Below are 15092 nucleotides of genomic sequence, written 5' to 3'. Positions count from 1 at the left end.
AAAAAAAACCTCTGAACCTTTGCGACTTTCAACCTTTGTCACTCTAAAAGAAATCTCTGAACCTTTGCAACTTTAAACCTTTGTCCCTCTCAAAATAATAATTATGAAATATCTCTCCAAAATTGTATAAAGATTTGACAGACAATATAAACGAAATTTGGATTATAGAAATAAGATAAAAACCAAAGTTAGTTTTTGTACGTAAATAACTACTAACAGTTTTATTTAACCAAAATATTATAATGAAAAAACTTTACATAAATACTGGAGGATTTGACGATGTCTTTAACAATCTTAAAGATAGTTTTGGCGGTGATCTATTGATCAACGCAAACGAATATAAATTAACATTCAAATCGAAATGGGCAACAGGAAGCATTTCAGGAGTTCGTTTTGAAAAAGAAATGACGTACTTAAATTTTGACCTAATGTTCAATCACGATGTCAATTTAAGTATAGAATCAAATCCGTTATCACCGGTATTTTTTGTGTATTGTGAAAAAGGAAATGTAGTGCATAGTTTTGGTGCAAATGGAGAAATTAGATCTTTAAAGAAACAACAGTCTGGTATTATGAGTAATTCCTCAGTAATTAACAGCGTGTTGTATTTTAAAAGCCACCAGCACATTCAATTTTCATTGATTGGAATGCCAACCAATATAGAAAGTAAAGTAACCGATTTCGATTTTACATCGCAGGTGAGAAAAATATTTACTCATGAATCTGGAAATTATATTTACATAGGTCCAGAAAATCAAAAGATAGGCGAGAAGTTCCAAGAACTTAAAACGATTCCACAGCAGGGCACAGTTCGTTATTTATTAATGAAGAGCATTTTGCGTGAAGTTTTAGAACTAGAGATAGCGCAGCATAGTTACAATTATTTAACTACGTTTCAGCCTATTTTAAACTTTGCCGTTAAACAATTAAGCGAAATTAAAAAATTGTCAAATTTGAAAACAATTATGGCGCCTGTATTATTTTTCAAAAGAAACCTGCAGCCTCGAACTTTAAAAGAAAAATACCATTTGACATTCAAACCATACAACCAAAAATTAGCTAGCTAGTAAGCATACCATATTCTTCACTCTCAAAAAAACAGCTTTGTCGAGCTGTTTTTTTCTTTTATAAAATCTTATTCTTTTTCATAGTATATAATAAAATAAACCATAATTAGATTCAGGATCAGCGAAACGCTATTGGTAATAATAATTGCCAAATCGTTTTTCAAAATACCATAAACGACCCATACCGCGATTCCAAAAGTAAGTGTGCCAAACATTTTAAGCGAAATTTCTTTTACTTTTTTAGTTTTCCAAACTTTTAAAATCTGCGGAATGGTTGCTATAGTAACGCAAGTTCCAGCAAAAAGACCGATGATGTCTACGTAGTTCATTTTTTTTTAAGGTTCTGAGGTTCTAAGTTGCTGAGGTTGTAAGTTTTTTTTTAATTGAAAAACAATTAGAACTTGGTGACTTCTTGTTTTTCCGAGATTAAAACAAATCCCACGTAAAAATTTTGTATGATTAATGATCTTCGAAAGGCAGATTATCCTCCTACCAATTCACCTCCATTGATATGGATAAACTGGCCTGTAATATAACTGCTGTCTTCGCAGGCTAAGAATACATAAGCAGGCGCAACTTCAGAAGGTTGTCCGGCTCTTTCCATCGGATTGTCTTTTCCAAAATCGGATAATTTATCAAAACTGGCGACGATTAAAGGCGTCCAAATAGGACCGGGCGCAACGCCGTTGACACGTATTTTCTTTTTGGCCAGCATGCTCGAAAGTGATCTCGTAAAACTTACAATTGCACCTTTTGTACTCGCGTAATCTGCCAGATGTTCGCTGCCGCGGAAAGCCGTTACAGATGTGGTATTAATTATGGTATCTCCTTCTTTTAAGAACGGAAGAGCTGCTTTTATAATATAAAAATAAGGGTAAATATTGGTTTCAAAAGTTTTATGCAGCTGAGATGCAGTTATCTTTTCCAATTCATTTTGAGGAAATTGTACTGCAGCATTATTTACTATAATATTAATATCTTTAAAAGTAGTCTGGCATTTTTTAATGGCTGCTTTACAAAATTTTTCATCTTTCAAATCACCGCTTATCAAAAGGCATTGTTGTCCTTCCTTTTCAACCATTTCTTTAGTTTCACGTGCATCTTTATCTTCCTTTAGATAAATTATGGCAATATTAGCACCTTCTCTGGCAAAATGTACAGCAACACTTCGGCCGATACCGCTGTCGCCTCCAGTGATAAAAGCAGTTTTACCTAGCAATTTACCGCTTCCAACATAATTTTCTCTAATAATTTCTGGTTCAGGTTTCATCATGTGTTCATTACCAGGAAGATTTTGTTTTTGTTCAGGGAATGTTTTTGTCTTTTTCATGATTCTTCTTCTTTTTAGGCTGTTTTTTGCTTATTAAAAGTAGTGCAGTGTTACAATTTCCTTTGTCTTAAAAGAAATTTTGTTTGCCCCAAAAGATAAAATAACGTGATCTTGTATGAAAATACGTTCATTCATTTTCAATATTTGAAAAATATAGCATTTATAAGGGCTTAAAGATCATAGTGAAACGGAAACAATAGAATCAAAGGTGGGAATTTTGTAACTAATTTCGATTTAGATAAAAAACCATCTCATATTTTTTTTTATACATTTGAGATTTTACACATAAATTTTAATAGTTAGTTGTGCAATTCAATAAAAAAATAAGAAAATTTTTAAATTTCATTTTAAATTCAACAATTGTGATTCACAATAAATTTAGCTTCAAAACGGAATGGTATTAATTGTAGACGATATAAGGGCCAATATCATTGCCTTAAAGAAAACATTAGAGCTGCATAATATCGATGTCGATAGTGCCGAATCTGGAGAAGAAGCTTTAAAGAAAATATTAAAAACAGATTATTGTCTGATTATTATGGACGTTCAAATGCCGGGACTCGACGGCTTTGAAGTGGTTAAAATTCTCTCTGGAAATAAACGCACAAAAGATATTCCTGTTATATTTCTTTCGGCACTTAATACCGAGAAAAAATATATTTTCAAAGGATATGAAACGGGAGCTGTAGAATATATTACAAAGCCAGTTGATTCTGATTTATTGATTTTAAAAGTAAAAACTTTTATTAAAATCTATGAGCAGCAAAATGAACTTAAAGCCATAAAAGACCTTCTCTCTAAAGAAATTAAAATTAGAAAAGAGGCGCAGGACAATCTTGAAATTAAAATTGCAGAAAGAACAAAAGAATTGGTTCAAAAAAATGAAGAATTAGAACTTCGTAATCACGAATTACAACAGTTTTCATGGGTTGTTTCACATGATTTAAACGAACCTATTCGCAAGATCCAGATTTTTATTAAAATTATAAAAGACCTTTATCTAAAAACCGACGATAAAGCAATCGATTATGTAAATCGAACAATAAAATCGGCCGAAAGGATGCAGACTTTGATTACAGATCTTTTGGCATACTCCAGACTTTCAGCTCAGGTAAAACCAGAAAAAACAGATCTCAATGAGGTTTTACAAGAAGTACTTTCAGATTTTGATTATCTGATAGAAAACAAAAATGCTGAAATAAAAACAAACGAACTTCCTACTGTAGATAGTATTCCGAGCCAGATGCGACAGGTTTTTCAAAATTTGATTGGAAACGCCTTGAAATTTTCTGGAAGTGAGCAAAAACCAGTAATCGAAATTACCTCAGAAATAATACTCGAAAAATCATTTGACAGTGTAACCTCGCCAGATGGAAATTTTTGCAGAATCACGGTAAAAGACAACGGAATTGGGTTTGATGAAATTTATTTAGATAGAATTTTTATTATCTTTCAAAGTTTAAATGACCGCCAAACCTACGAAGGAACTGGAATTGGACTGGCAATCGCCAAGAAAATTATTGAAAAGCATAACGGATTAATTACCGCTAAAAGTAAACAAGGCGAGGGGGCAAGTTTTATAATTATACTTCCTTTAACTAGTAAATAACCAAATAAACAAAATAGTACAGAATCTCTATGGACAGTAATTTTAAAAGAAATTTACTAATCAGTTCGTCAATTTCCCTGCTGATTTTAATGATTAGTTCGACTGCATCTTTTTTAAGTATTAAAAGTCTTCTCGACAGTAATGCCTGGGTTAATCATACACAGGATGTTATTTATAACCTAAATACCGCTTCATCTGTTATTACAGATGCCCAAACCAGTATGCGCGGCTATTTAATAACCGGAAACAAAGATTTCCTGCAGGAACATTATGACGCAGAAAAAGAATCTGCTGTTTATTTTGAAAAGCTGGATGAATTAACTGTCGACAATCCCACACAGCAAAAAAGATTGAACGAATTAAAACCGCTTCGTTCTAACTTTTTTAAATATCTCCACAACCAAGTTGTGAAAAAACAGCTTGGAGGTAAAAATGCCACTTTTGATCTTGAAGAAGGTAAAAAGATGATGGATGAACTTCGCAGTAAATTTAAAAGCGTAGAAAATACGGAGCAGGCCCTTCTAAGAGAACGAATCGGAAATTCTGAACGATACGGAAACTATAGTTTTATTTTAATTATTACAGCATTTATAATTGCAATGATTATTACTGTTGTATTTTTTGCAAGAATTTTAAGAGACCATAATGAAAGAGCGTTACTGCAGAAAGAATTAGAGCGTAAAGATATTGAAACGGCTGAAAGACTTGAAGTTATAAGCAGTATTGCTACACAAATTTCTAATGGAAATTATGATGTTCAGATAGATGATAGAAAATCGGATACTTTAGGAGCATTAGGTGCATCACTTCACGAAATGAAAGACTCGTTAAAAGGTTCTTTCGAATTATTATCTCAGAAAGAGTGGCTGCAGTCTGGTATTGCATCATTAAATGATAAAATGCTGGGCGAAAAAACGATTCAGAAACTATCAAAAGATGTCATCGAATTTTTATGCCAATATACCAACAGCAGTGCTGGGGTTTTGTATGTTATTGATGGCGAGGAATTAACAGTTACGGGTGGTTACAGTTATATTCCGAGTAAAAATCGCGAAAGAATTAAAAAAGGAGAAGGTTTAATTGGCCAGGCCATCGTTTCAGGCAAAATGCTGGAATTAAAATCTTTATCTCCAGAAGATATTCAGATCAATTATGCTTTAGGTGAAATTAAGCCAACGCATGTTGTTGCTGTTCCATTAATGGATTTTAAAGTAGAAGGAGCAGTAGAATTAGCCAGTATTTATGGTTTTTCTTTACTGCAATTGGAATTCTTAAATTTGGTTTCTAATAATATTGGAATCGCTTTAAAAGCAACTCAGAATCGAAAAAGAGTTATGGAACTCTTGGAAGAAACCAAATCGCAGTCTGAAGAACTTCAAATTCAGCATAGCGAATTGGAAGCTATTAATGCAGAATTGGAAGCACAGACTGAAAAATTACAAGCTTCTGAAGAAGAACTTCGCGTGCAGCAGGAAGAATTAGAACAAACCAATGAAGAATTATCTGAAAGAAGTGTTTTATTGGAAGAAAAAAATACTGAAATTCAGAAAAAATCAGAAGCTTTAGAATTAACGACACGTTACAAATCGGAGTTTTTGGCCAATATGTCGCACGAATTAAGAACTCCTCTAAATTCTATTTTATTGTTGAGCCGCTTGTTGTCTGAAAATAACAACAAAACAATGAACAAAGAAGAAATCGAATTTGCACAGGTAATTCAGAGTTCTGGAAACAGCTTATTGGGATTAATTGACGAAATCCTTGATTTATCTAAGATTGAAGCCGGAAAAATGGATTTAGAATTTTTAGAGGTTTCAACAAAAGAAATTACAGATAACCTGCATAATTTATTCTATCTGGTTGCCAAAGAAAAAGGAATTAATTTTGAGATTATAGACAAAGACGCACCAATTGTTATTAAAACTGACAAAATGCGTTTAGAACAAATCCTGAAAAACCTTATTTCTAACGCTATTAAGTTTACCGAAAAAGGAACAGTTTCTCTTGAAATTAAAGTAGACAGTGATGATGATAAAATTATTTGCTTTATTGTAAAAGATACCGGAATCGGAATTCCGTTAGAAAAACAACCACTAATTTTTGAAGCTTTCCAGCAAGCCGATGGTTCAACAAAACGTAAATATGGCGGAACTGGTCTAGGATTATCAATCAGCCGAGAATTAGCCAAATTATTAAGAGGAGAAATTATTCTGCATAGTAAAGTAAATGAAGGAAGCACATTTACACTATGCCTTCCGGTATTAGGTTTTGCAATTAATAAAGTTTCTGTCAACAAAATTCCAGAGGCTGAATTAATAGAAGAAGAAACAGAAGATCAAGAGCCAAAACCAAGATATATTAGTGAAGTTGTTCCTGCAGAAATTGAAGACGACCGTGATTCTATTGTTGAAGGTGATAAAGTAATTCTAATTGTAGAAGACGATATCAATTTTGCAAAATCATTATTGGCTTTCACACAGAAAAAAGGATATAAAGGAGTTGTTGCCGTAAGAGGAGATTATGCCTTGAATTTTGCTTTAATTTACCGACCAATCGGAATTTTATTGGATATTGAACTTCCAATTAAGAGCGGCTGGGAAGTTTTAGAAGAATTGAAAAATCATTCTCATACCAAACACATTTCGGTACACATCATGTCTTCTCACAAACTAAAACAAGAAAGTTTGTTAAAAGGAGCTGTAGACTTCTTAGACAAACCAGTTGCTTTTGACAGAATTCCAGAAGTTTTTATGCGTATTGAGCATATCATCAATAACGAATCGCAAAAAGTTTTAATTATTGAAGATAACCCTCAGCATGCCAAAGCACTAGCTTATTTCTTAGAGACATATAATATCAATTCCGAAATTAAAAGTGATGTTTCTGAAGGATTAACTATTTTAAACAAAGAAGATGTTGACTGTGTAATTCTAGATATGGGAATTCCAGATAAACAAGCTTACGAAATTCTAGACGGAGTGAAGAAAAACCCAGGTTTAGAAAATCTTCCGGTAATTGTTTTTACAGGGAAAAGTTTGTCTATCAAAGAAGAATTGAAAATTAGAAAATATGCCGATTCAATTATTGTAAAAACCGCACATTCATATCAAAGAATGCTTGATGAGGTTTCGCTTTTCCTTCATCTAGTAGAAAGCAAGAAAAAAGAAGGAAGTGATAAAAAAGAAAGTGCTAAAAAACTGAATTCATTAAATAATATTTTATATGAAAAGAAAGTATTAATTGTTGATGATGATGTTCGTAATATCTATTCACTTTCTAAGGCTTTAGAAGCTTTTAGAATGAATGTTATTACAGCTTTTGATGGAAAAGAGGCTATTAAAATTTTAGATGAGAATCCAGATACAGATGTTGTATTATTAGATATGATGATGCCAAATATGGATGGTTATGAAACAGCAGAAAAGATAAGAAGTAACCCTAAATTTCTTAACTTAGCAGTAATAGCTGTAACAGCCAAAGCAATGACCGGCGATAGAGAAAAATGTATCAAAGCGGGAGCTTCAGATTACATTACAAAACCTGTCGATGTAGATCAGCTGTTATCACTGCTTCGAGTTTGGTTATATGATAAAATCTAATCTTTAAAAATACTGTAAATGGAAAAGAAAAAAGTATTAATTGTAGATGACGATTCTAGAAATATTTTTGCTTTAGTGAATACTTTAAAAGCAAAATCTTTTGACTGTTTGTCTTGTTTAAGCGCAGAAGAAGCTTTAAAAATATTATCAAATGACAATTCTATAGATGCCGTTTTGATGGATATGATGATGCCAGAAATGGATGGTTATGAAGCAATTCCGCTGATAAAAGCAATTCCGTCACAAGAATCTACTTTTGTCGTGGCAGTAACTGCCCAGGCAATGAATGGAGATAGAGAAAAATGTTTAGAGGCTGGAGCTGATGCCTACATCTCAAAACCCGTAGATGTTGATAAATTACTTCAAATCTTGGGTGAAATTTAAATGAAATTATGATTGAAGATATTGAATTAGAAACTCTTATAAATGAAATTTACGAATATTATGGTTTTGATTTTGGAAGTTATTCCAGAGCCTCACTTAAAAGACGCGTAAACAGGGTTTTTTATTTGGATGGCTTTAAACATTTTCATGAATTTTTGTCAAAAGTTCGAAGAGATCCGGAGTATTGTAAAAGAATGATTGATGAAATAACGGTTAATGTTACAGAAATGTTTCGTGATCCGTCTTTCTATATGGCACTTCGAAAAGAAGTTCTCCCGCTCTTAGGAACTAAGCCGTTTATAAGAATATGGCATGCAGGATGTTCTACAGGCGAAGAAGTGTATTCTATGGCTATTATGTTGAAAGAAGCAGGTTTACTGCATAAATCAATATTGTATGCAACAGATATCAATGCAACCGTTTTAGAAACAGCAAAAAGCGGTATTTTTCCGTTGAGAATGATAAAAGACTACGCCGATAATTATCGAGATTCTGGAGGGCAGGAAGATTTTTCGGATTATTATATTGCAAATTATGGTTTTGCGAAGTTTAATGAAAACCTTTCTGAAAAAATGGTTTTCTCTCAGCATAATTTAGTGTCAGACACTTCTTTTAATGAGTTTGACCTTATTTTATGCAGAAATGTTTTAATTTATTTTGATAATAATCTACAGAAAAGAGTTATAAGCCTTTTTGATGATAGTCTGGCTCCACTAGGTTTTCTGGCACTCGGGACAAAAGAAACAATCAAATATTCTATCTCTCAAACCAAATACAAACAATTTGATAAAGAGAAAATATGGAGGAAAATAAAATAATAAATCATTATAAAGTAGTTATAATTGGAGGTTCTGCTGGAAGTTTACAAGCACTATTACAGATTTTGCCATTTATCGAAGATTCTATTTCTTTTGCCTTGGTAATCGTTGTACATAGAAAAAGTACAGACGAGCAAACCTTGGAAGATTTAATTGCTTTGAGATCCAAAATAAAAGTAAAAGAAGTAGAGGACAAGGTAAAATTAAGAACTGGATTCATTTACATTGCACCTTCAAATTATCATTTGTTGTTTGAAAAAGACGAAACCCTTTCGTTAGACACTTCAGAAAAAATAAATTACAGCAGACCAAGTATTGATGTTTCTTTTGAATCTGCAGCCGAAATATATGGCCCAGATTTAATCGGAATACTGCTTTCTGGTTCAAATTCTGATGGAACTGTTGGATTAAAAGCCATTCAGGCGGCGGGCGGTAAAATTGTGATTCAAAACCCGTTGTCTGCAGATATGCCTTTTATGCCTAACAACGCCATTTTACACACAACGCCAGATTTTGTTTTAAGTACCGAAGAAATCTTAGAATTCATAAAACAAATAAATAAACTTTAGTTTTTGTCTTCCGGCAGTATAACCTTATTCATTTCGGCATTTTTTTCTGCTCTTCTTTGTGCTGCTTTTCCTTTTCCAATAGGGATTCCAGCTGTCAGGTACAAAGATCTGTTGTAGACATTTGGTCCGTCACCTTTCATAACAGGAACCAATCCGTAGTAATATTGAATTGTTATATTTAATCCGTTGCCAACATTCATATGATAGCCGGTTCCCAAAGCTATTCCAGCATCTATAACACGAATCTCGTCTCTGATTTTTTTCTTATAAGTAACATCGTTTTTATTAATCTCGTTGGTAAATTCATCAAAAGCCGAAGCTAGAAGTCCAAATTGAGGTCCGGTTTTGACATAGATCCTGTTCTTAAATTGGTATTTAATTAAAATTGGCACATTAAAATAGCGTATTTCACGATTGACACTTCCGCCTTCAAAAGTATTATCCAAGTTAACATCATCTAAAGAGTAAACAGGAAGGTGGTGCGCACCCATTGGCGATTTAACAATAACACCAGTATTAATCATCCATGCGGGATTTTTTTTCGATCTAAAATCAAAATAAAAACCCAGATTAAAACCAGGATTAGTTCCAGAACTTTCGAGCCCAGAAATATCAGAAAGGTTGATTCCGCCTTCTAGACCAAATTCTAAAAAAGGCGAATTTAGTTTATCTCCAAAAATTAAGGAAATTAAAACTTGAGACCGCGCTTGAGCAATGGAGAAAAGCATAAAAAGCAATAATAAACCTTTTTTCATATTCTAAGATTAAAGTCCAAAACGGTATTGAAGACCTCCTAAAACCTGTGTACGACTTCCTAAAAATCCTGTTTCAAGTCTAAGCATTATATGTTTGTTATACTGAAACTGCGTTCCAACAATAAAATTCCACATATCTTTTGGTGACTTTTGGAGTGAATATTGAATTGTCGAAGAATCTGCAGTACTTAAAGCTCCGTCTAGAGTAGTTAAAAAAGTACCTGCTCTTTCTAATGCACGGTTTGCGGTATTATGTTTAGCAACATTTACTGGATTTGCCTGTTGGGCCGGAGTTAAGCCATTCCACCAATTATCCACTTTTGTTTGGTTTTCAGATACTTTTGTCAAACCGTCATCAACTTTGGTCTGAGCATTGCTAAGATCAAAAATATCCGATAAAGCTATATTTCCTTTTGTTCCTCCTTCAATATGAACTCTAAAACCGCCAACCCATACAGCGATATTTCTTTCGGGTTTACGAAGTTTAAAAGTTTTACCTAATCTTGGACCAAATATGTAAGAGAAAGCCGGTTTGTCCAGCGCATCCACATCGCTCCAGGACATATTCATATCCAGTGCCAGCCAGCCTCCGCCAATACCAATGGTTGGAGTCATACCAATTCCAAATGTGGTAGCGTCAAAATTTGCTTTTGTATTAAAACTTGCAATCTGAGACCAGTTATTATCAGCGTCAGGAATCCAAATTCCAGCATTGATTTTAGTTGTTGGTTTTGCTTTACCAAATATTCCGTAAATATTTAAGAAAGGAAGCAGCCAAATATCTGGTCTAATAGTTATAGCACCTGCTTCTACAGAAGATTTATCAAAGCGAACAATTTCGTCTAAGTTGTAAAGTGGACCGTTATTGAACCCAACCTCCAGATTTTTTATGACGATTTCAGAATCCTGCCAAAAGTAATTTACAGATAATCCGGCAGAGTAAGGTAAATTATAACCTTTTTGGGCCACCTTCTGACCCCAAATTGGTAAAGAATAAGGATATTCCACTACTTTAAGACTGTCTTTAAGCTGTTGGTTTTTCTCTCCTACGATTTTGTCGGTATAAACCTGACCAAAGAATTGAATACTTGATAATAAGAAAAAGGCTGATATTAATCTTTTACATTTCATTTATTAGAGGTATTAGATAATTAATAAAACTGCGTAAAATAAAATATGACTTGTGTATTCTTAAAATATAATTTGGGCTGTAATTTTACTTTTGTTTGTTTTTGGCGTAGATTTTTGAATAAAAAATATGTTATTTCATGTTAAAGTTAACTAAATTTTCTTTTGCCGAAAATAAAATTTAAAGAAATATGATTAAAAGTCAATTGATTATGTTTTTTTTCAAAACGGAATTAAATAAAGTATTATTTTTACACTCATGAGATGGATAGCAATTGTAATGTCAATTTATTTGATGGCACTTTCAAATATGCCCTGCGCAGATATGGAAGTAAATAGCGCTATGCATAAAACAGCTCAGTTTTCATCTGAGGATAATCATTCTCATGACAAACACAATGATTTGTGCTCTCCATTTTGCACCTGCAATTGCTGCAGTGCACAAGTTTTAAGCTATCAATCAGTTTTAAGTCTTGAATTTCCTGCCGCATACAATCTTATTTCTATTCCTTTACCCAATTATCGTTCTGTTTTTGCTTCTAATTTCTACGGAAGCATATGGCAGCCCCCTCAAATAGCATAGTGATGCCTGTATCCGAAAATTCGGAATTCGGGTTAGAGAGTTGTGGACTTACCACAGGTTTATAAGACATATTCTTGTCTCATTTCTCATGTCATTATTTTATTATTCAAATGCTAGATAAAATCATTCAATTTAGTATACGAAACAAATTCGTTATACTATTATTTACCCTTGTTTTAATAGCTTGGGGAAGCTATTCACTTAAAAATTTACCGCTAGATGCTTTGCCCGATGTAACCAATAATCAAGTGCAGATTATTACAACAGCCCCAACTTTGGCAAGTCAGGAAGTGGAGCAGTTAATTACGTATCCGTTAGAACGAGCTGTCAAAACCGTTCCAGATATTATCGAACTCCGCAGTATTTCCCGTTTTGGACTATCTGTTGTAACCGTTGTTTTTGAAGACGATGTTGATATTTACTGGGCACGCGAACAAATTTTCCAGCGTTTAAAACAAGCCGAAGAAAATATTCCAGATTATGTAGATTCTCCAGAATTAGCACCAATTTCAACTGGTTTAGGAGAAATTTACCAATATGATGTTTACGCTAAAAAAGGGTATGAAAACAAATACAGCGCCGTCGAATTAAGAACCATTCAGGATTGGATTATTATTCCGCAATTGCAGGGAGTCCGTGGTGTTGCTGAAGTAAGTGCCTGGGGCGGAAAACTAAAACAATACGAAATTGCCGTTAATCCTAACATGCTGAATAGTTTAGGAGTTACGATTACTGAAATTTTTGAGGCATTAGAAAAGAATAATCAAAATACCGGCGGGGCTTATATTGAGAAAGATCAATATACTTATTTCATCCGTGGCGTTGGAATGGCAAAAGGTGTTAAAGACCTTGAAAATGTTGTAGTGAAAAACCGAAACGGTTCACCAGTTTTGGTACGTAATGTGGCACAGGTTCGCGAAGGTGTTGCATTGCGCTATGGCGCTTCTACAAAAGACGGAAAAGGCGAAATCGTTTCGGGTTTGGTATTAATGTTAAAAGGAGAAAACTCAAGCGCTGTTGTCAACAGGATTCACGACAAAATGGCTCAAATTAATGAAAGTCTTCCCGAAGGAGTTGTTGCAGAAGCCTTTATCGACCGAGGAAAACTCGTTGATAATTCTATTAAAACAGTTGCAAAGAATTTGCTAGAAGGTGCTTTAATCGTAATTTTTGTACTGATTTTATTTTTAGGAAATCTTCGCGCAGGACTTATTGTAGCATCTGTAATTCCGCTGGCAATGTTATTTGCGGTGATTTTAATGAATGCCTTTGGCGTAAGCGGAAATTTAATGAGTTTGGGGGCAATAGATTTCGGAATCATTGTCGATGGTGCCGTTATTATTGTAGAAGCAACCATGCATCATCTTCAGAAAATCAAAAATAAAAAGGAATTGACGCAGGAAGAAATGGATGATGAAGTGTATAATTCGGCTTCAAAAATCAGGAATAGCGCTGCTTTTGGAGAAATCATTATTTTGATTGTTTATCTACCTATTCTAGCCTTGATTGGAACTGAAGGAAAGATGTTTAAACCAATGGCAATAACGGTTAGTTTTGCCATTATTGGAGCTTTTATACTTTCGTTGACTTACATCCCGATGATGAGTGCTTTATTTCTGTCTAAAAAAACAGAGCACAAATCCAATTTTAGTGATAGAATGATTGCGTGGCTCGAAAATCGTTATACGCCTTTACTTAATAAGGCTTTAAAATTTAAAAGAGTTGTTCTTACAACTGCACTGGCATTATTTGCTTTAGCATTTATTATTTTCCAAAATATGGGAGGCGAATTTATCCCGACAATTGAAGAAGGTGATCTAGCAATAAATGCTACGATTATGACAGGAAGTTCGCTGACGCAGATGGTAGAAACTGCAACCAAATATGAACAGCTACTAAAAGCAAGATTTCCTGAAATAAAAACTATCGTAACCAAAATTGGAAGCGGTGAAATCCCAACCGACCCTATGCCGATTGAAAGCGGTGATTTGATTATTGTTTTGAAAGACAAAAAAGAATGGAGGAGCAAATATCGTAATTGGGAAGAATTGGCAAATGCGATGAAAGAAGAAATGGAAGTGATTCCCGGAGCGAATATTGAAATTTCTCAGCCCATTCAAATGCGTTTTAACGAATTAATGACCGGAAGCCGATCTGATATCGCCATCAAGATTTTTGGCGACGATTTAGAGATCCTAGACGCGAAAGCGGCAGAATTAATTTCGAAAATAAAAAGTATTGAGGGAATAGGAGATTTAAAGGCCGATAAAGTTACAGGACTGCCTCAGATTACCGTTAAATACGATTATGACAAAATTGCACTCTACGGACTCAATATTTCAGATATCAATCAAATCATTCGTTCTTCTTTTGCAGGAGAAAGTGCTGGAAAAATCTACGACGAAAGTAAAAGATTTGATGTCGTGGTGAGAATGGATGAAAACAACCGAGCCGATATTACAGATGTCAGCAATTTGTTTATTCCGCTTCCAAACGGCCAGCAGGTACCGCTTTCTCAAGTCGCTTCAGTTGAATATGAACAAGGACCAGTGCAGGTCATCCGCGAAGACGGAAAAAGAAGAATTACAGTTGGATTGAATGTTCGCGGAAGAGATATTAAAAGTGTAGTTGAAGAAATTCAAGCAAAACTCGATAAAAACTTCAAGCTTCCAGTAGGATATTACGTAACGTATGGCGGACAGTTTGAGAATTTAATCGAAGCCACACAAAGGCTTTCTGTTGCTTTGCCAATTGCATTAGGGCTGATTTTGGTATTGCTTTATTTTACATTCAAAAGTATCAAACAAGCCCTTTTAATTTTTACCGCAATTCCGTTGTCTGCAATAGGAGGTGTTTTTGCGCTTTCGCTGAGAGGAATGCCTTTTAGTATTTCTGCCGGAATTGGTTTTATTGCCTTGTTCGGAATCGCAGTGCTGAACGGAATCGTATTGATTTCGTATTTCAATCAATTGAAATCAGAGGGAATTTTAGATCCGCTTCAAAGAGTTTTTATCGGAACCAAAACAAGATTACGTCCAGTTTTGATGACAGCTGCTGTAGCTTCTTTAGGATTTCTGCCAATGGCATTATCGACAAGCGGCGGGGCAGAAGTGCAGAAACCTTTAGCAACAGTAGTAATCGGCGGCTTATTCTCAGCAACAATATTGACATTAATCGTTTTGCCGATTTTGTATTTAATGCTGGAAAGTGGTTTTAAACGCAAAGAACACTAAGGTTTACGCAAAGCACA

Annotated in this window: 12 protein-coding genes; 8 read left to right on the top strand and 4 right to left on the bottom strand. The window is 34.1% G+C overall.

The window, feature by feature from the left end:
- Window positions 1-242: 242 nt before the first annotated feature.
- Window positions 243-1067: a hypothetical protein gene (locus ASE40_RS17200; protein ID WP_057118358.1), complete on the top strand. Its 825-nt coding sequence runs from the start codon at window positions 243-245 to the stop codon at window positions 1065-1067.
- Window positions 1068-1135: 68 nt separating this feature from the next.
- Here the strand turns inward: ASE40_RS17200 and ASE40_RS17195 are convergent, their stop codons facing one another.
- On the bottom strand, window positions 1136-1396 hold the full coding sequence (locus tag ASE40_RS17195; protein ID WP_057118357.1) for a SemiSWEET family sugar transporter: 261 nt from the start codon (window positions 1394-1396) through the stop codon (window positions 1136-1138).
- 152 nt (window positions 1397-1548) lie between these two features.
- The gene (locus tag ASE40_RS17190; RefSeq protein WP_057118356.1) at window positions 1549-2397 is read right to left on the bottom strand and encodes an SDR family oxidoreductase; all 849 of its coding nucleotides are present in this window, start codon (window positions 2395-2397) and stop codon (window positions 1549-1551) included.
- 394 nt (window positions 2398-2791) lie between these two features.
- Between ASE40_RS17190 and ASE40_RS17185 the strand changes: the two genes are divergently transcribed.
- From ASE40_RS17185 to ASE40_RS17165, 5 genes are read left to right on the top strand one after another with little or no spacing between them, the layout of a single operon-like run.
- Window positions 2792-4006: a response regulator gene (locus tag ASE40_RS17185; RefSeq protein WP_057118355.1), complete on the top strand. Its 1215-nt coding sequence runs from the start codon at window positions 2792-2794 to the stop codon at window positions 4004-4006.
- Between the two features lie 29 nt (window positions 4007-4035).
- On the top strand, window positions 4036-7605 hold the full coding sequence (locus tag ASE40_RS17180; RefSeq protein WP_057118354.1) for a response regulator: 3570 nt from the start codon (window positions 4036-4038) through the stop codon (window positions 7603-7605).
- Between the two features lie 18 nt (window positions 7606-7623).
- On the top strand, window positions 7624-7989 hold the full coding sequence (locus ASE40_RS17175; protein WP_057118353.1) for a response regulator: 366 nt from the start codon (window positions 7624-7626) through the stop codon (window positions 7987-7989).
- Window positions 7990-7997: 8 nt separating this feature from the next.
- Window positions 7998-8807 (top strand): CheR family methyltransferase, encoded by an 810-nt coding sequence (locus ASE40_RS17170; RefSeq protein WP_057118352.1) that lies wholly within the window; start codon window positions 7998-8000, stop codon window positions 8805-8807.
- Complete coding sequence (locus ASE40_RS17165) at window positions 8789-9376, top strand: chemotaxis protein CheB (protein ID WP_057118351.1); 588 nt, start codon at window positions 8789-8791, stop codon at window positions 9374-9376. The genes ASE40_RS17170 and ASE40_RS17165 overlap by 19 nt, the downstream gene beginning before the upstream one ends.
- On the opposite strand, the gene ASE40_RS17160 is transcribed toward ASE40_RS17165, so the two are convergent.
- Both ASE40_RS17160 and ASE40_RS17155 read right to left on the bottom strand, forming a co-directional pair.
- On the bottom strand, window positions 9373-10131 hold the full coding sequence (locus ASE40_RS17160; RefSeq protein WP_057118350.1) for a porin family protein: 759 nt from the start codon (window positions 10129-10131) through the stop codon (window positions 9373-9375). The genes ASE40_RS17165 and ASE40_RS17160 overlap by 4 nt on opposite strands.
- Window positions 10132-10140: 9 nt before the next feature.
- Window positions 10141-11262, bottom strand: coding sequence for a hypothetical protein (locus tag ASE40_RS17155; protein WP_057118349.1), 1122 nt, complete (start codon window positions 11260-11262; stop codon window positions 10141-10143).
- A gap of 256 nt (window positions 11263-11518) precedes the next feature.
- Here ASE40_RS17155 and ASE40_RS17150 point away from each other — a divergent pair, with 256 nt between their 5' ends.
- Both ASE40_RS17150 and ASE40_RS17145 read left to right on the top strand, forming a co-directional pair.
- Window positions 11519-11842, top strand: coding sequence for a DUF6660 family protein (locus ASE40_RS17150; protein WP_241774389.1), 324 nt, complete (start codon window positions 11519-11521; stop codon window positions 11840-11842).
- 110 nt (window positions 11843-11952) lie between these two features.
- Entirely contained in the window at window positions 11953-15075 is a 3123-nt protein-coding gene (locus tag ASE40_RS17145) for an efflux RND transporter permease subunit (RefSeq protein ID WP_057118348.1), read from the top strand.
- Window positions 15076-15092: the final 17 nt, after the last annotated feature.

The organism is Flavobacterium sp. Root935 (assembly GCF_001429295.1).
In the GTDB taxonomy this organism is placed as follows: Bacteria; Bacteroidota; Bacteroidia; order Flavobacteriales; family Flavobacteriaceae; genus Flavobacterium.
The sequence above is the reverse complement of the archived record's forward strand: the minus strand, read 5'-3'. Positions and strand labels throughout refer to the sequence as shown.

Coding starts and splice junctions, on each gene's coding strand:
- ASE40_RS17200 (WP_057118358.1), top strand. CDS start 243: ATGAAAAAACTTTACATAAATACTGGAGGATTTGACGATGTCTTTAAC.
- ASE40_RS17195 (WP_057118357.1), bottom strand. CDS start 1,396: ATGAACTACGTAGACATCATCGGTCTTTTTGCTGGAACTTGCGTTACT.
- ASE40_RS17190 (WP_057118356.1), bottom strand. CDS start 2,397: ATGAAAAAGACAAAAACATTCCCTGAACAAAAACAAAATCTTCCTGGT.
- ASE40_RS17185 (WP_057118355.1), top strand. CDS start 2,792: ATGGTATTAATTGTAGACGATATAAGGGCCAATATCATTGCCTTAAAG.
- ASE40_RS17180 (WP_057118354.1), top strand. CDS start 4,036: ATGGACAGTAATTTTAAAAGAAATTTACTAATCAGTTCGTCAATTTCC.
- ASE40_RS17175 (WP_057118353.1), top strand. CDS start 7,624: ATGGAAAAGAAAAAAGTATTAATTGTAGATGACGATTCTAGAAATATT.
- ASE40_RS17170 (WP_057118352.1), top strand. CDS start 7,998: ATGATTGAAGATATTGAATTAGAAACTCTTATAAATGAAATTTACGAA.
- ASE40_RS17165 (WP_057118351.1), top strand. CDS start 8,789: ATGGAGGAAAATAAAATAATAAATCATTATAAAGTAGTTATAATTGGA.
- ASE40_RS17160 (WP_057118350.1), bottom strand. CDS start 10,131: ATGAAAAAAGGTTTATTATTGCTTTTTATGCTTTTCTCCATTGCTCAA.
- ASE40_RS17155 (WP_057118349.1), bottom strand. CDS start 11,262: ATGAAATGTAAAAGATTAATATCAGCCTTTTTCTTATTATCAAGTATT.
- ASE40_RS17150 (WP_241774389.1), top strand. CDS start 11,519: ATGAGATGGATAGCAATTGTAATGTCAATTTATTTGATGGCACTTTCA.
- ASE40_RS17145 (WP_057118348.1), top strand. CDS start 11,953: ATGCTAGATAAAATCATTCAATTTAGTATACGAAACAAATTCGTTATA.